Below are 15,845 nucleotides of genomic sequence, written 5' to 3'. Positions count from 1 at the left end.
CGGAAACCACCTGGAGCGGCCACGTCGCGATTCTTTCTGTCAAGCAACAGAAACTCATCCGTCACGCCCCACCCACCGCCTGGGAGTCCGCATGATCATCATCGGAGTCGCGATCAGCGTCGTCCTCGTCCTCGTCGTCGGCATCGCCGTCGGTCGAAAGATCGACGGCGACAGCAGCAACTACCTCGTCGCCGGACGTCGCCTCGGCGTGCCCCTGGTCGCAGTGTCCTTGACCGCCGCGGCCGTCGACGCCAATGCCACGGTCGGCAATACCGACCTCACGTCGCAGTTCGGCTTCTGGTCGGGAGCGTCCCTCGCGATCGGCCTGGCACTGTGTCTTCTCCTCACCGGCCTGGTTCTGGCGAAGCGGATGAATGCGATGAAGCTGTTCACCCTCGGCGACTTCTTCCGGCTGCGCTACAACCGCCCGACCGAGGTCGCGGCGTCGGTGCTGATGGTCGTGTCGTTCACCGTGCTCCTGGCAGGCAACATGGTCGCCTGCGGGTTCCTTCTGGAGCACTTCGCAGGGATCCCCTACGCGTGGGGCGTGGTGCTCGCCGTGCTGCTGGTCCTGGCGTACACCATCGCGGGCGGACTCTTCTCCGACGCCTACACCGCTGTGATCCAGACCGCGATAACGATCGTCGCCGCCGTCGTCCTGCTGCTGTGGGTGGCGACGACGCTCGGCATCGTCATCCCCGAGGGCATGGGGCCGTTCGCGTTCGAGCAGCTCACCGACCCTGCCGTCGGCGCCCCGATCAACTGGGCGACCCTCATCTCGCTCGCGATCGGCGACATCGTCGCGATCGACTTCATGCAGCGCATCTTCGGCGCCAAGAGCCCCACCGTCGCCCAGCGTTCGTGCTTCTGGGCGGCCGGACTCACCGCCGCCATCGGCACCGTCTTCGCCATCGTCGCACTCAGCGCCTCGGCGACGCTCGGGATCTCGGTCGACGACGGTCCGATCCTCTACACGCTCCTCGGCGACTTCGCACCGCCGATCGTCGCCATCCTCGTCCTGTCGGGAATCGTGGCGGCATCCTTCTCCACCGCCTCGGGCGCGATGCTCGCGACCTCCGCGATCGCGGTCCGCAACATCTTCACAGTCCGCCGTCGGAGCGGCGACGGCCCGGACCCGCTGCTGCGGTGGACCCGCATCGCGATGATCCCGTTCGTCATGGCCGGCGCCTTCCTCGCGATCCGTGTGAGCCAGACCGGCATCCTGCTGACCCTGGCGTTCGACCTGATGCTCGCGTGTCTTGCGGCGCCGTTCCTCTTCGGCGTCTTCTGGAAGCGGCCCGGAGCGATCGCGGCGCTGACGGCGATCGGCGTCGGGTTCGTCGTGCGGATGACCTTCCTCGCCCTCACCCCCACCCTCTACGGGGTGCCGAATGACATCTTCTACATCCCGAATACGCTGGTGGGCCCCGAGTTCGACGGCTGGGCGACGCTACTCGCGGCCGCGATCGGCTTCGGCACCTTCATCATCGCCTCGCTGATCTCGGGCAGGAAGCCGGCCGAAGTGGAGTCGGAGAAGACGGTCCGTGCGGGGCTGGACGCCGAGCGGACGGCGGCCGAGCCGGTGGCCGTGGGTTAGAAGACCAGGATCCGCCCCACCCCGACGCTCAGGCCCGCGCCATCCCGTAGATGGGGCTCTTCGCCTGCTCCGCCTCGTGGTCGGGACCAAGGGGGATGCCGGTGCGATCACGCAACACCAGGGTTGCGGCGAGGCCCAGCACTGTCATGCCCGCGAGGTACAGGGCGACCGACCAGGTCGAACCCGTCGCCTGCACGAGCGCCGTCGCGATCGTGGGTGCGAACGCGCCGCCGAGGATCGCGCCGATCGCGTACGAGATCGATACCCCCGAGAATCGGATGGAGGCCGGGAACAGCTCGGCGTAGTACGCCGCCTGCTGCCCGTAGGTGAACCCGAGGCCGACGGCGAGGATCGCCAGCCCGGTGAAGAGGAGCCCGATCTCGCCGGTGTTCACGAGGGGGAACAGCGTGAACACACCGACCAGCTGCAGCAGCCAGCCGCCGATGTAGGTGGTGCGACGACCGATCCGGTCGCTGATCCAGCCGGCGACCCACGTCGAGGCGAGCCAGAACACCGCCGAACCGGTGACGGCCAGCAGCACGCTGCTGCGCTCGAGCGCGAGAGGTCCCTCGGGGTTGGTGGCGTAGTTCTGGATGTAGCCACCCGTCGTCATGTACCCGACGGCGTTGTTGCCTGCGAAGACCAGGGCGGCGATGAAGACCAGCAGGGCGTGCTTGCGGAACAGCTGCGCGATCGGGGTGCGGGTGCGCTCCTTGCGCTCGGCCAGCTCGACGAATACGGGGCTTTCTTCCACGCGGCGCCGGATGTAGTAGCCGACGAGGATGAGGACGATCGAGAAGAGGAACGGCACACGCCAGCCCCACTCGAGGAAGGCGTCCCCGGGAGCGAGCACCGACATCAGCGCCATCATCCCCGAGGCGAGCAGCAGTCCGATCGGCACTCCGATCTGCGGCGATGCGCCGAAGAGCCCGCGCTTGCGCTTGGGTGCATGCTCGACGGCCATGAGGACGGCGCCGCCCCATTCGCCGCCCGCCGAGACACCCTGCAGGATGCGCAGAACGATCAGGAGGATGGGCGCAGCGACCCCGATGGCCGCGTACGTGGGGAGCAGCCCGACGAGCGTCGTCGCGACGCCCATGAGGATGAGGGTGATCACGAGGACGATGCGGCGACCGTATTTGTCGCCGAAGTGTCCGGCGAGGAAGGCTCCGAGCGGACGGAACAGGAAGCTGATGCCCACCGTGAGGAACGACAGGATGATGCCCATGGACTCCCCGAGGGGCGCGAAGAAGAGCTGGGCGAAGACGAGCCCCGCCGCCTGGGCGTAGATGAAGAAGTCGTACCACTCCACCGTGGTGCCCACCACCGTCGCGAACACGACGCGGCGCCGATCCTTCGGTGTGCTGATGGTGCCCGTGGGGGTGAACCCCCGCTGCGATGTCTCGCTCATCTTCTCTGACTCCTCGTGACGACGTCGTCTCCGGCGATCCCACGGCGGGTTCCTTGCCGGGGCTGCCCCGATAATATACGATTTGGAATATGGCGCAAGCGCGAGGGAGCTCATGAGCGAACACACCACCAGGGGGGATGCCGCTGATCCGCGGTTCTCCGCGCTCCCCCAGCGCCCCGGGAAGATCGTCGCGGTCCATCTCAGCTACGCCTCCCGCGCCGACCAGCGGGGTCGGCGCCCGAGTGCACCGTCCTACTTCTTCAAACCGTCCAGCTCCCTGGCCCGCTCCGGTGACACCATCGAGCGCCCCGCCGGCACCGAGCTGCTCGCCTTCGAGGCAGAAGTCGCCCTCGTCATCGGCAGGGACGTCCGCAGCGTGGGCGTCGACGGGGCCTGGGCGCACGTCGGCTGGGTCACGGCGTCGAACGACTTCGGGCTCTACGACCTCCGCGCGCTCGACAAGGGATCCAACGTCCGGTCCAAGGGCCGCGACGGCTACACCCCGCTCGGCCCCCGTCTGATCGACGCCCGCGAGATCGACCCCGCCGATCTCCGCGTGCGTGCCTGGGTGAACGGTGAACCCGCCCAGGACGACGCCACGGACGGGATGATCTTCCCCTTCGCGCAGATCGTCGCCGACCTGTCCCAGCACATGACCCTGGAGCGTGGTGACGTCATCCTCACCGGGACGCCGGCGGGGTCGTCGGTCGTCGTTCCCGGCGACGTCGTCGAGATCGAGGTCGATGCGCCGAACGCGCCCGGCGCGCCCTCGTCCGGCCGCCTCACGACGACGGTCGTGCAGGGCGAGACGGGCTTCGACCCGGGTGTCGGCTCCCTCCCCGCCGTCGACGACGACCAACGCACCGAGGCGTGGGGTTCCCGCGAGGCCGCGGGGCTTCCCCCCGAGTCCGCCCCGGGTCTTTCGGCCGATCTTCGCGACAAGCTCGAACGCGCCCCCGTCGCGGGGCTCTCGCAGCAGCTGCGCAAGCGCGGCCTGAACAACGTTACGATCGACGGCGTCCGGCCTCTCCACCCCGGCAAGAAGCTTGTCGGGCTCGCCCGCACCCTGCGCTTCCTGCCGAACCGTGAAGACCTCTTCGACAGCCACGGCGGCGGGTACAACGCGCAGAAGCGGGCGTTCGACGCCGTCCGCGACGGCGAGGTGCTCGTCATCGAGGCGCGCGGCGAGACCGGGTCGGGCACGCTCGGCGACATCCTCGCGATTCGCGCGCACGCGCGCGGCGCCACCGGCATCGTCACCGACGGCGGTGTTCGCGACATCGACGCCGTGACGGCGGTCGGCATTCCGGTCTACACCGCCGGCGCACACCCCGCCGTCCTCGGACGCCGCCACGTGCCGTGGGATGCCGACCTCACCATCGCCTGCGGCGGAACGACCGTCCAGCCCGGCGACATCCTCGTCGGCGACGCGGACGGCGTCATCGTGATCCCACCGTCGCTGGTCGAAGAGGTCGTCGACGCGGCCCTCGAGCAGGAGATCGAAGACGGCTGGATCGCCGAGCAGGTCGCCCAGGGTCATCCGGTGGAGGGCTTGTTCCCCCTCGCCGGGGAGTGGAAGGAACGGTATCGCGCATGGCGAGCGGAGAGGTGACCGCACAGGCATCGAGCCTCAGCAAGTCGCAGCGCGCCTACCACTGGGTGAAGGAGCGCATCGCGTCGCAGGAGTTCACGCCGGGCTACCGGCTGGTGCTCGGCACGATCGCCGCCGATCTCGACATGAGCGTGGTGCCGGTGCGCGAAGCCATCCGCCAGCTCGAGGCGGAAGGGCTCGTGACCTTCGAGCGCAACGTCGGCGCGCGGGTGTCGATGGTCGACGACACGCAGTACCGCTTCAGCATGCAGGCCCTCTCGATCCTCGAGGGGGCCGCCACGGCCCTGGCCGCCCGGCGGCTGAGCGTCGAGGACATCCGTCACGCGCGCCAGGTCAACGAGCGGATGATCGCGTCGCTCGCCGACTTCGATCCGCGGTCGTTCACACGCCTTAACCAGGAGTTCCACGCCACCCTCTACGGCAAGTGCGCGAACCCGAGGATGCTCGAGCTCGTCGAGGCCGAGTGGGGGCGCCTCGGCCACCTCCGCGACTCGACCTTCAGCTTCGTCCCCGGCCGCGCCCAGGAGTCGGTGCAGGAGCACGAGAACATCCTCCGCCTCATCGAGACGAGCGCGCCGCTCGGCGAGATCGAGAAGGCCGCCCGGCGCCACCGCTCGGCCACGCTCGATGCCTACATGATCCACGAGCACCCCGACGAGACCCTCGGCCTCCCGGCCTTTTGACCCTCGCGAAGGAGAACCATGACCGACACCGCCACCCGCGCGACGGCGCGCCACATGCCCGCCGACCTTCCCGACCACATCCAGCACTACATCGGCGGCACGTTCGTCGATTCCGTCGACGGCGCGACCTTCGACGTCCTCGACCCGGTCTCGAACGAGACCTACCTGACCGCCGCAGCCGGCAAGAAGGCCGACATCGACCGCGCCGTCGCCGCCGCGCGGATCGCGTTCACCGAGGGGCCGTGGCCGAGGATGCTGCCGCGCGAGCGATCCCGCATCCTCCACCGCATCGCCGACATCGTCGAGTCTCGTGACGCCCGACTCGCCGAGCTGGAGTCGTTCGATTCGGGGCTGCCGATCACCCAGGCCCTCGGGCAGGCCCGACGTGCGGCGGAGAACTTCCGCTTCTTCGCCGACCTGATCGTCGCTCAGGCAGACGACACCTACAAGGTGCCGGGCCGGCAGATCAACTACGTCAATCGCAAGCCGATCGGCGTCGCCGGCCTCATCACACCGTGGAACACCCCCTTCATGCTCGAGTCGTGGAAGCTGGGTCCGGCTCTCGCGACCGGAAACACCGTCGTGCTCAAGCCCGCCGAGTTCACACCGCTCTCGGCGTCGCTGTGGGCGGGCATCTTCGAGGAGGCAGGCCTGCCCGAGGGCGTGTTCAACCTCGTCAACGGCCTCGGTGAAGAGGCCGGAGACGCCCTGGTGAAGCACCCTGACGTGCCGCTGATCTCCTTCACCGGCGAGAGTCGCACCGGACAGACCATCTTCGCCAACGCCGCGCCGCACCTCAAAGGCCTGTCGATGGAGCTCGGCGGCAAGTCGCCGGCGGTCGTCTTCGCCGACGCCGACCTCGCCGCGGCGATCGATGCGACGATCTTCGGGGTCTTCTCGCTCAACGGCGAGCGCTGCACGGCGGGGAGCCGCATCCTCGTGCAGCGCGAGGTCTATGACGACTTCGTCGAGCGGTACGCCGCCCAGGCGAAGCGGGTCCGGGTCGGCTATCCGCACGATCCCGCCACCGAGGTCGGCGCGCTCGTGCACCCCGAGCACTTCGAGAAGGTGATGAGCTACATCGAGATCGGGAAGTCCGAGGGACGCCTCGTGGCCGGCGGGGGCCGCCCCGATGGGTTTGAGACCGGCAACTTCGTCGAGCCGACGGTGTTCGCCGATGTCGCACCCGACGCGCGGATCTTCCAGGAGGAGATCTTCGGCCCGGTCGTCGCGATCACCCCCTTCGACACCGAGGAAGAGGCGCTCGAGCTCGCGAACGGTGTGAAGTACGGACTGGCGGCGTACGTCTGGACGAACGACCTGAAGCGCGCCCACAATTTCGCGCAGTCCATCGAGGCGGGCATGGTGTGGCTGAATTCCAACAACGTCCGCGACCTCCGCACCCCCTTCGGCGGCGTGAAGGCCTCTGGCCTGGGTCACGAGGGCGGCTACCGGTCGATCGACTTCTATACCGACCAGCAGGCCGTGCACATCACGCTCGGCGCGGTGCACAACCCCACGTTCGGCAAGGAGGACTGACATGAGCCACCGCGACACGATGACCCCGACCTCCTCCGGCTTCTGGGTGAGCCAGGAGGCGCCGATCCAGTCGGCGAACCCGATCCCCACCCCGACCGCCCCGGCGCCCGACATCCTCCGCTGCGCGTACATGGAACTCGTCGTCACCGACCTCGCGGCCTCGCGGGAGTTCTACGTCGACGTGCTCGGTCTGCACGTCACCGAGGAGGACGACGAGGTGATCTACCTCCGCTCGACCGAGGAGTTCATCCACCACAACCTCGTGCTGCGCCAGGGCCCGATCGCGGCCGTCGCCGCATTCTCGTACCGCGTGCGCTCGGCCGAAGACCTCGACAGGGCGGTGGCGTTCTACACCGAGCTCGGGTGCGAGGTGCGGCGCGAGCCGAACGGGTTCACCACGGGCATCGGCGATTCGGTCCGAGTGGTCGACCCGCTCGGGTTCCCGTACGAGTTCTTCTTCGCCACCGAGCACGTCGAGCGGCTGTCGTGGCGGTACGACCTGTACAGCCCCGGCGAGCTGGTGCGGCTGGACCACTTCAACCAGGTGACCCCCGACGTGCCGCGGGCGGTGAACTTCATGCAGTCGCTGGGCTTCCGCGTGACCGAGGACATCCAGGACGAGGAGGGCACGGTCTATGCCGCGTGGATGCGCCGCAAGCCCACGGTTCACGACACGGCGATGACCGGCGGCGACGGCCCGCGCATGCACCACGTCTGCTTCGCCACGCACGAGAAGCACAACATCCTGGCGATCTGCGACAAGCTGGGGGCACTTCGCCGCTCAGACGCGATCGAGCGCGGGCCCGGCCGTCACGGGGTCTCCAACGCCTTCTACCTCTACCTGCGCGACCCCGACGGGCACCGCGTCGAGGTCTACACGCAGGACTACTACACCGGCGACCCCGACAACCCCGTGATCACCTGGGACGTGCACGACAACCAGCGTCGAGACTGGTGGGGGAACCCCGTCGTGCCGTCCTGGTACACCGAGGCCTCGCTCGTGCTCGACCTCGACGGCAATCCCCAGCCGGTGCTCGCCCGCACCGACTCCAGCGAGATGGCGGTGACCATCGGGGCCGACGGGTTCTCGTACACCCGGGCGCCGGAGCGGAGCGACGGCGAGTTCAAGCTCGGCAACCAGCTCTGAGCGAGAGGAGGACACCGGATGCTGCCTGCTGACACCATCGCGACGATCGCCGCGGAGCTCGCCGAGGCCGACCGCACGAACGGCGTGATCCCCCGGATCACTGCACGCTATCCCGACGCCACCGTCGAGGACTCCTACGCGATCCAGGGCGTGTGGCGGGATCGCAACATCGCCGAAGGGCGCCGGCTCGTCGGTCGCAAGATCGGTCTCACCTCCAAGGCGATGCAGGAGGCGACAGGCATCAGCGAACCCGACTACGGTGTCATGTTCGACGACACCGTCTACCGATCGGGCGACGAGATCGACGCCTCCCGGTTCTCCAACGTGCGCATCGAGGTCGAGCTCGCCTTCGTCCTCGGCCGGTCGCTGGAAGGGCCCGACTGCACGCTCGACGACGCGCTCGCCGCGATCGACTACGCCGTCCCCGCCCTCGAGGTACTGAACTCCCACATCGAGCTGGAGGGCCGGACGATCGTCGACACGATCTCGGACAACGCCGCCTACGGGGCGATGGTGCTCGGCGACGTGCACAAGCGCCCCGATGAGATCGACCTGCGGTGGGTGCCCGGGGTGCTCTCGCGAAACGGCGAGATCGTCGAGACCGGCGTCGCCGCCGGCGTGCTCGGGCATCCCGCCACCGGCGTCGCGTGGCTTGCGAACAAGTTCCACCAGCACGGCGCGCGCCTGGAGGCGGGAGAGATCATCCTCGCCGGATCGTTCACCCGGCCTATGTGGGTGGCAGCCGGCGACGAGGTGCTGTGCGATTACGGACCGATGGGAAAGATCACATGCCGCTTCGTCTGAGTCCGACCTTGCGCGCCGCGCTCGCGGCATCCGATCGACCTCTCGCAGGGATGTGGGTGTGCTCGGGCTCACCCCTCGTGGCCGAGATCTGCGCAGGATCGGGCCTGGACTGGATGCTCATCGACATGGAGCACGCCCCGAACGGTCTGGAGTCGGTGCTCGGACAGCTGCAGGCCGTCGCCGCCTACCCCATCACCCCCGTCGTCCGCGTGCCGAGCAACGACCCGGTCGTCCTCAAGCAGGTGCTCGACCTCGGTGCGCAGAACATCCTCGTGCCGATGGTCTCGTCGGCGGCTGACGCCGAAGCGGCGGTAGCGGCCGTCCGCTACCCCCCGCGCGGACAGCGCGGTGTCGGGTCGGCGCTGGGGCGCTCCGCCCGGTGGAACCGGGTCGACGGCTACCTCACCGGCGCCGACGAGCACGTGTCGCTCTTCGTCCAGGTCGAGACGGTGGTGGGGGTGGCGTCCGCCGGAGAGATCGCCGCCGTGGACGGCGTCGACGGCGTGTTCGTCGGACCGAGCGATCTCGCCGCCTCGCTCGGGCTGCTCGGGCAGCAGACGCATCCCGAGGTCATCGCTGCCGTGCATCGTGCGTTCGCCGCGGTCCGGGCGGCGGGAAGGCCGGTCGGAGTCAACGCCTTCGACCCCGAGGCCGCGCAGGCCTACGTCGACCGGGGCGCCACCTTCGTGCTCGTGGCCGCCGATGTGGCGATCCTCGCCCGCACGTCCGAGGCCCTCGCGTCGCGGTGGTCGCCTGCGGATACCGCGGAGCCCGACCGCTCGAGCTACTGACGCCGACAGCGTGGCCCCGCCTGGTCGGCGACATCCACTCCGTATATGATCTGACCGTCCGACCCGCACGATCGGGCCGGTGCTCGAAAAAAGGGCACGCAGCCGTGCGCAGCACGTGTGAGACACATACGGTTCCCGCATCCGTACGTCGTCCTCACCCTCGTGAGGGCCGAAAGGCTCTGTCATGCCCACCGTCTCCGCACACGTCGCCGCCACCCTCGCCCGCCACATCGAGCATGTCTTCGGGGTGATGGGCAACGGCAACGCCTACTTCCTCGACGCGCTCGAGCGCGAGGGTGCCACGACCTTCACGGCGGTCCGTCACGAGGCCGGTGCCGTCGTCGCCGCCGATGCCTACCACCGCGCGTCCGGACGATTGGCCGCCGCCACCGCCACGTACGGCGCCGGTTTCACCAACACCCTCACGCCCCTGGCCGAGGCCGCCCAGGCACGCGTGCCGCTCGTGCTGGTCGTCGGAGACGCTCCCACGTCGGGCCCCCGGGCCTGGGACGTCGACCAGATCGCACTGGCGGCCGGGGTCGGCGTCCGCACCTACACCGTGGGTCGGGCCGATGCCGCCGCCACCACCGTGATCGCGATCGAGCACGCGCTGACCTACCGGGTGCCCGTGGTGCTGGCCATCCCCTACGACGTCGTGACGCGTGAGGCGGGCCCCGTGCCCGATGCACCGACGCCGCGCCTGCCCGAGCCGCAGGCACCGGCCAGCGCTTTCGCCCGAGCCGCCGTCCGCGACATCGCCCAAGCGCTCCGCGACGCCGAGCGCCCCCTCCTGCTGGCCGGTCGCGGCGCCTGGATCGCCGGCGCAGCCGAGGCGCTCGGCGCTCTGGCCGACGCGACCGGGGCGATCACCGCCAGCTCGTCCCTGGCCCGCGGGATCTTCCCCCGTGGCGAGCACGACCTCGGCGTGACCGGGGGCTTCGGCGCCGAAGGCGCGATGGAGCTCGTGCGCGAGGCCGATGTGGCCGTCGTGTTCGGCGCGTCGCTCAACCAGTTCACGATGCGGTTCGGCGAACTCTTCGCGCCGGGCGCCCGCATCTTCCAGGTCGACCTCGCACCCACGGCCACCCATCCGCATGTCGGCGGCTACGTCCGGGCAGACGCGGGGCTCGTCGCCGAGGAGCTCGTCGCCGAGCTCGCCCGGCTCGGCGGTTCGCCGAGCGGCTGGCGCGAGTCGGTCGATCTCGCGCCGCTGCGCCGGTACGACGAGGGCGACGGCGTCGCTCCCGACAGCCGGCTCGACCCGCGCTCGGTCGCCGCCCGCATCGGCGAGCTCCTGCCCGCCGATCGGGTCGTCGTCTCCGACGGCGGGCACTTCATCGGCTGGGCGAACATGTACTGGCCGGTCGCCTCACCGGATCGGATGATGATGGTCGGCACGGCCTACCAGTCGATCGGCCTCGGCTGGCCCTCCGTGCCGGGCGCCGCGCTCGCGCATCCGGAGGCCACCGTCGTCCTCACCACCGGCGACGGCGGCGGCCTGATGGCCCTCGCCGACCTCGAGTCCGCCGTGCGGGTCGCGCAGGGCCGCGGCCTCGCCGTGGTCTGGAACGACGCCGCCTACGGGGCGGAGATCAACCTGTACGGGCTGAAGGGCCTCGCCCGCGGGCCGATGCTCATCCCTCAGGTCGACTTCGCCGCGCTCGCCTCCGGAGTGGGGGCGGAGGGTGTCGTCGTCGAGCGGATGGACGACCTCGACCGCCTCGCCTCGTGGGCGGCGACACCCGCAGACGAGCGCCGCTTCCTCGTGCTCGACTGCCGGATCTCGGGCACCGTCATCGCGCCGTACCAGGAGGAGATCCTGCGGGTGAACGGCGTGACCCTGTCGGCGACGGCAGGGGCCTGATCAGCGAGACGACGAGGCTGCAGGCGCGTCGGCGACGCCTGCGAGTGAAGAATCCGGCGCATCGCCGTCGGCCGGCGGCTCCTCCTCCGGCCGGCGCTGAAGAAGCTCCAGGATCCACGCGACGACGAGCGCGGTCACCACGACGAGGAAGACGTCACCGAGTCCGATCGGTCGGATAAGGAACAGCCAGATGACGGCGAGGACGGCGACGATGCCCCGGACGAGCCTCCTCCGCTCGGCGAGCCACGACCCGAATCCCCCGGTGTTCAGTCCTCGTTCCTGAAGGCCGCGTCTCGCGGCGGAATCGAGGCCGTGGATGCTGCCCCGCACACGGACCGCAGAGGTCGAGCGTCCGGCGAGCCAGCCCGCGACGATGAGGAGCACGCCGATCAGAGTGAAGACGACCGCGGTCTCGGTCATCGCGTCGACGAAGCGTCCGTAGATCACCTCCAGTGCCGAGGGAGAGAGGTCGAGGCGTTCGGCGACGATCCCGACGGCGGCACGTCCGACGAGGAACGACACCGCCAGGCTTCCCGCTCCGAGCGCGAAGCCGATCCCGACGCCGATGATCGCTGTGCTGCGCCGGCGGGCGAGCACGATGCCGCCCGCCGCCACGGCGAGGGTCACGATCGGCAGCCACGTCCCCACCGTCACGGCCAGGGCGTATCCGAGACGAACGGCTTCCAGCCCCTGCCCCTCGCCGACGATGATCACCCGGTCCACCTCGGGGATCAGCTGGGCGATCGCGACATCCCGGTCGAGAGCACCTGCTGGACGCGCTCGACGACCGCTCCGAGCTGAATTCCTACGCCGTCGTCGGTGCGGACGACCACGCCCCCGCCATCGGAGGTGGCAGAGACCGTCAGCGCCCGGTGTGCGGCCCGCGTCGCGGTCGCCCACACGTCCGAGAAGGCATCCGACTCGACGACCGTCGTCACCGCTCCCGCGACCAGACTCTCCAGCCCGCTCGCCGCCGGCGCCTGAAGCACCCCGAGCGCCGCCTCGGCCCGCGGCGGGAGGCCGAGGTCCGCGATGCCCTCGAAGACATCCGCCGTCAACGCCTCGAAGTCGACCTGCTCGCCGATGGCGTCGAGCGTCTCGTCGATGATGAGCTGCTGGACCGCGGGGTCGTCGACCAGCGGCGCGAGGGTCTGCACGAAAGCATCCTCGTCCACCAGCTGGATCCGGGCCCACGCGGCGACGATCGTCACCGGGAGGAGGAGAGAGGCGACGACGATGAGGAGGGCGGACGCGACGGCCCGCCACCGCGACCCCTCGGCCGCACGGACCGGCTTCGCCGCGGCCGCGAGTGCGGAGTTCTCGTTCTCCAGCGCGCGGACGCGGTCTCTGAGCGCCGCCAGTTCGGAAGAGTCGCCCTGGTCTGTCATACGGCTCATCATGGCGGTGGTGGCCCCGTTCGTGGGTCACGGACTGATCACGCAGCGTCAGGTCGCCGTCCGAGAAGGGGATCGTGCGGGTGGGACCCTGCCGGGGCGAGGAGAGTCCGCAATACTCTGAAGGGTGACCACGCCCGACGCCCCGATCGAGGAAGAGGCTCCGAAGGAGTCCGCCTCGATGACCTTCGCCGACCTGGGGCTCGGTGATGCGATGCTCGCGGGGCTGCGCGACGTCGGCTACGAGACGCCGTCGGCGATCCAGGCGGCGACGATCCCCACCCTTCTCGCGGGCCGCGACGTGGTCGGGCTCGCACAGACGGGGACGGGCAAGACCGCCGCATTCGCACTGCCGATTCTGGATCGACTCGACGTGTCGCAGAAGACACCGCAGGCCCTGGTGCTCGCTCCCACGCGTGAGCTCGCGCTGCAGGTGTGCGAGGCGTTCGAGAAGTACGCATCGCACCGGCGCGGTGTGCACGTGCTGCCCGTCTACGGCGGCCAGGGCTACGGTGTGCAGCTGTCGGCCCTCCGGCGGGGCGTGCACATCATCGTCGGAACCCCCGGGCGCATCATGGACCACCTCGACAAGGGGACGCTCGACCTGAGCGAGCTGAAGTACCTCGTGCTCGACGAGGCCGACGAGATGCTGAAGATGGGCTTCGCCGAAGACGTCGAGACGATCCTCGCCGACACGCCCGACTCGAAGCAGGTGGCCCTCTTCTCGGCGACGATGCCCGCCGCCATCCGGCGCATCTCGCAGCAATACCTGCACGACCCCGAAGAGATCACGATCAAGACCAAGACGACGACGTCGTCGACGATCACCCAGCGCTACCTCATCGTGTCGTTCCAGCAGAAGATGGACGCTCTCACCCGCATCCTCGAGACGGAGAACTTCGACGGGTTGATCGTCTTCGGTCGCACGAAGAGCGTGACCGAGGAGATCGCCGAGAAGCTTCGAGCGCGCGGCTACTCGGCGGCGGCGATCAACGGGGACGTCGCCCAGCCCGTCCGCGAGAAGACCATCAACCAGCTGAAGTCGGGCAAGCTCGACATCCTCGTCGCGACCGACGTGGCCGCCCGCGGCCTCGACGTCGAGCGCATCTCGCACGTCGTGAACTTCGACATCCCCACCGACACCGAGTCGTACGTGCATCGCATCGGACGCACCGGGCGGGCCGGGCGGTCAGGCGACGCGATCAGCTTCGTCACCCCGCGCGAGCGCGGGCTCGTGCGTGCGATCGAGCGTGCCACGCGTCAGTCGCTGACCGAGATTCCGCTCCCGAGCGTCGACGAGGTCAACGTGACGCGACTGGCCCGGTTCGACGACCGCATCACGGCAGCCCTCGGCGAGACCGAACGCATCGCACGCTTCCGCGACATCGTCGCCCACTACGTCCGTCACAACGACGTGCCCGAGGTGGATGTCGCGGCTGCCCTCGCGGTGGTCGCCCAGGGCGAGTCGCCGCTGCTGCTCGAGCCCGATCCCGAACCCGCGCGCCGCGAGCGCGGAGAGCGTCCGGGGCGTGGGGACGGCGAGCAGGGCGGCGCCGAACGACGGCCTCGCCCCGCACGGGAGGGGATGGCGACCTATCGCATCGCCGTCGGAAAACGCCACCGTGTCGAGCCGCGCCAGATCGTCGGCGCGCTGGCCAACGAGGGCGGCCTCAAGCGCGACGACTTCGGGGCCATTCAGATCCGACCGGACTTCTCCCTCGTCGAGCTCCCCGCCGATCTGTCCCGCGAGACGCTCAGCAGACTCGAGAGCACTCGCATCTCGGGCAGGCTCATCGAACTCCGACTCGACACGGGCGGCCCGGGACGCCGGCCCCGCCGCGATGACGACAGGCCGCGGCGCTCACCGCGCGCGTGACAGGGCCCCCACGCACTGGAGTCGTAGCACGCGACGCTCACCGGCGGATCAGACATCACCCCTCTGCAGCCGGCTCGGGTGCATGTCGGAAGCCTGACGTCGCGTGCGCCAATGACGATCGACGATGTGCTCGAAGGTCATTGCGTCGCCTCGCTTCTGAACCGCGCCGACCGGGTGGACGAGGCACTGTCCGAATAGCGTGCACGTTGCGCGAGCTGACAGTCGGTCGTGGCGGAGACGGAGGGATTTGAACCCTCGGTCCCCGTAAGGGGACTCCACCTTAGCAGGGTGAGAGAAGGTGAATCCGCTCACCAGTTCCGCGACGAGTCGCACCGGGTGATTCCGCGGAATTCCGGGTTGATCTGGCAGATCCCTCAGCGATAGGCCTCGCTCGCGACGCACTCTATCCTCCGTTGAATCGCGATGATCGGCAGTCGCGGCATGCTCGGGGACCCCTGGGGGACCCAGACGTGCCACGGGTCACTCGGGATAGGGGCTCCTGACGGCACTCCGCGAAGAACCCGACAGGCCCGAACCAGGACTGGCAGCTGGACTTCAGCGAGTTCGAAACCACCCAGGGCGGGACCTGGCGGATCGCGGGATGTCGGGACTGGTACTCCAAGCTCGAGCATCCGTTCCATGTCTCGCCGACCGCGAACCAGTACGACGCGATCGCCGCGATCGAACTCGCCCTCGCCGACTACGAGCAGATGTTCGGGCACCCGCTCGTCGACGAATGTCAGGTCGACCTCGACACCGGTGAGCTGCTGCCGGTGCTGACGATCGTCACCGACAACGGCGGCCCGTTCCGGTCGCTGAACTTCGAGCTGTTCATCATGCGCCACCCCGAGCTGCGACATGTCCGCACAAGGGTGCGCTCTCCCGGGCAGAACGGGTCACGCGAACGCGGGTTCGGGACGCTGAAGTACGAGCGGCTGTGCCTCGACGAGATCCCCGACGCGTTGACGCTGATCGAGCGGGCAGAGGACTACCGCGCCGAGTACAACACCGAGCGCCCGCACGAGGCGATCGCCTGGAACCGGCCGATGGAGGTGCACCTGGGACTGGCCGACCCCACCATCCCCACCTTTGAAAGAGAAGAACTCCTGCCAACTACTTGACGCGGG

General features: G+C 69.3%; 13 protein-coding genes. 10 read left to right on the top strand and 3 right to left on the bottom strand.

Translation table 11 applies throughout. The features are described 5' to 3' along the window. Positions 1 to 91 precede the first annotated feature (91 nt). The gene (locus T9R20_RS03655) at positions 92 to 1,597 is read left to right on the top strand and encodes a sodium:solute symporter family protein (protein ID WP_322411187.1); all 1,506 of its coding nucleotides are present in this window, start codon (positions 92 to 94) and stop codon (positions 1,595 to 1,597) included. Between the two features lie 28 nt (positions 1,598 to 1,625). Here T9R20_RS03655 and T9R20_RS03650 read toward each other — a convergent pair whose 3' ends face one another. Continuing rightward, a complete protein-coding gene (locus T9R20_RS03650) occupies positions 1,626 to 3,008 on the bottom strand; it encodes an MFS transporter (protein WP_322411186.1) in 1,383 nt (460 codons plus the stop codon). Between the two features lie 112 nt (positions 3,009 to 3,120). Between T9R20_RS03650 and T9R20_RS03645 the strand changes: the two genes are divergently transcribed. The 7 genes from T9R20_RS03645 to T9R20_RS03615 all read left to right on the top strand — a co-directional run bounded on the left by T9R20_RS03645 (position 3,121) and on the right by T9R20_RS03615 (position 11,448). Continuing rightward, positions 3,121 to 4,620 carry a fumarylacetoacetate hydrolase family protein gene (locus T9R20_RS03645; protein WP_322411185.1) on the top strand — a complete coding sequence of 500 codons (1,500 nt, stop codon included), beginning with the start codon at positions 3,121 to 3,123 and terminating at the stop codon, positions 4,618 to 4,620. Then, positions 4,602 to 5,303, top strand: a complete 702-nt coding sequence (locus tag T9R20_RS03640) for a GntR family transcriptional regulator (protein ID WP_322411184.1) — start codon at positions 4,602 to 4,604, stop codon at positions 5,301 to 5,303. The genes T9R20_RS03645 and T9R20_RS03640 overlap by 19 nt, the downstream gene beginning before the upstream one ends. Before the next feature lie 18 nt (positions 5,304 to 5,321). Continuing rightward, on the top strand, positions 5,322 to 6,842 hold the full coding sequence (gene hpaE / locus T9R20_RS03635; protein WP_322411183.1) for a 5-carboxymethyl-2-hydroxymuconate semialdehyde dehydrogenase: 1,521 nt from the start codon (positions 5,322 to 5,324) through the stop codon (positions 6,840 to 6,842). Between the two features lies 1 nt (position 6,843). Beyond that, positions 6,844 to 7,989, top strand: a complete 1,146-nt coding sequence (hpaD, locus tag T9R20_RS03630; RefSeq protein WP_322411182.1) for a 3,4-dihydroxyphenylacetate 2,3-dioxygenase — start codon at positions 6,844 to 6,846, stop codon at positions 7,987 to 7,989. An 18-nt stretch (positions 7,990 to 8,007) separates the two neighbouring features. Beyond that, positions 8,008 to 8,793, top strand: a complete 786-nt coding sequence (locus T9R20_RS03625; RefSeq protein WP_322411181.1) for a 2-keto-4-pentenoate hydratase — start codon at positions 8,008 to 8,010, stop codon at positions 8,791 to 8,793. Beyond that, entirely contained in the window at positions 8,778 to 9,584 is an 807-nt protein-coding gene (locus T9R20_RS03620) for an HpcH/HpaI aldolase/citrate lyase family protein (protein ID WP_322411180.1), read from the top strand. The genes T9R20_RS03625 and T9R20_RS03620 overlap by 16 nt, the downstream gene beginning before the upstream one ends. 184 nt (positions 9,585 to 9,768) lie before the next feature. Then, positions 9,769 to 11,448 (top strand): thiamine pyrophosphate-binding protein, encoded by a 1,680-nt coding sequence (locus T9R20_RS03615; protein ID WP_322411179.1) that lies wholly within the window; start codon positions 9,769 to 9,771, stop codon positions 11,446 to 11,448. On the opposite strand, the gene T9R20_RS03610 is transcribed toward T9R20_RS03615, so the two are convergent. Continuing rightward, entirely contained in the window at positions 11,449 to 12,162 is a 714-nt protein-coding gene (locus tag T9R20_RS03610; protein WP_322411178.1) for a hypothetical protein, read from the bottom strand. A 17-nt stretch (positions 12,163 to 12,179) separates the two neighbouring features. Then, positions 12,180 to 12,836, bottom strand: coding sequence for a hypothetical protein (locus T9R20_RS03605; RefSeq protein ID WP_322411177.1), 657 nt, complete (start codon positions 12,834 to 12,836; stop codon positions 12,180 to 12,182). A gap of 187 nt (positions 12,837 to 13,023) precedes the next feature. Between T9R20_RS03605 and T9R20_RS03600 the strand changes: the two genes are divergently transcribed. Together T9R20_RS03600 and T9R20_RS03595 are read left to right on the top strand one after the other, a co-directional pair. Next, on the top strand, positions 13,024 to 14,718 hold the full coding sequence (locus T9R20_RS03600; protein ID WP_322412096.1) for a DEAD/DEAH box helicase: 1,695 nt from the start codon (positions 13,024 to 13,026) through the stop codon (positions 14,716 to 14,718). Positions 14,719 to 15,428: 710 nt separating this feature from the next. Further along, positions 15,429 to 15,839, top strand: a complete 411-nt coding sequence (locus T9R20_RS03595) for an integrase core domain-containing protein (protein WP_322411176.1) — start codon at positions 15,429 to 15,431, stop codon at positions 15,837 to 15,839. Positions 15,840 to 15,845: the final 6 nt, after the last annotated feature.

This window comes from Microbacterium invictum, assembly GCF_034421375.1.
In the GTDB taxonomy this organism is placed as follows: domain Bacteria; phylum Actinomycetota; class Actinomycetes; order Actinomycetales; family Microbacteriaceae; genus Microbacterium; species Microbacterium invictum_A.
This window is presented reverse-complemented; position numbering and strand designations above follow the sequence as displayed.

Coding starts and splice junctions, on each gene's coding strand:
- T9R20_RS03650 (WP_322411186.1), bottom strand. CDS start 3,008: ATGAGCGAGACATCGCAGCGGGGGTTCACCCCCACGGGCACCATCAGC.
- T9R20_RS03595 (WP_322411176.1), top strand. CDS start 15,429: ATGTTCGGGCACCCGCTCGTCGACGAATGTCAGGTCGACCTCGACACC.
- T9R20_RS03605 (WP_322411177.1), bottom strand. CDS start 12,836: ATGACAGACCAGGGCGACTCTTCCGAACTGGCGGCGCTCAGAGACCGC.
- T9R20_RS03625 (WP_322411181.1), top strand. CDS start 8,008: ATGCTGCCTGCTGACACCATCGCGACGATCGCCGCGGAGCTCGCCGAG.
- T9R20_RS03620 (WP_322411180.1), top strand. CDS start 8,778: ATGCCGCTTCGTCTGAGTCCGACCTTGCGCGCCGCGCTCGCGGCATCC.
- T9R20_RS03655 (WP_322411187.1), top strand. CDS start 92: ATGATCATCATCGGAGTCGCGATCAGCGTCGTCCTCGTCCTCGTCGTC.
- T9R20_RS03615 (WP_322411179.1), top strand. CDS start 9,769: ATGCCCACCGTCTCCGCACACGTCGCCGCCACCCTCGCCCGCCACATC.
- hpaE (WP_322411183.1), top strand. CDS start 5,322: ATGACCGACACCGCCACCCGCGCGACGGCGCGCCACATGCCCGCCGAC.
- T9R20_RS03645 (WP_322411185.1), top strand. CDS start 3,121: ATGAGCGAACACACCACCAGGGGGGATGCCGCTGATCCGCGGTTCTCC.
- T9R20_RS03600 (WP_322412096.1), top strand. CDS start 13,024: ATGACCTTCGCCGACCTGGGGCTCGGTGATGCGATGCTCGCGGGGCTG.
- hpaD (WP_322411182.1), top strand. CDS start 6,844: ATGAGCCACCGCGACACGATGACCCCGACCTCCTCCGGCTTCTGGGTG.
- T9R20_RS03640 (WP_322411184.1), top strand. CDS start 4,602: ATGGCGAGCGGAGAGGTGACCGCACAGGCATCGAGCCTCAGCAAGTCG.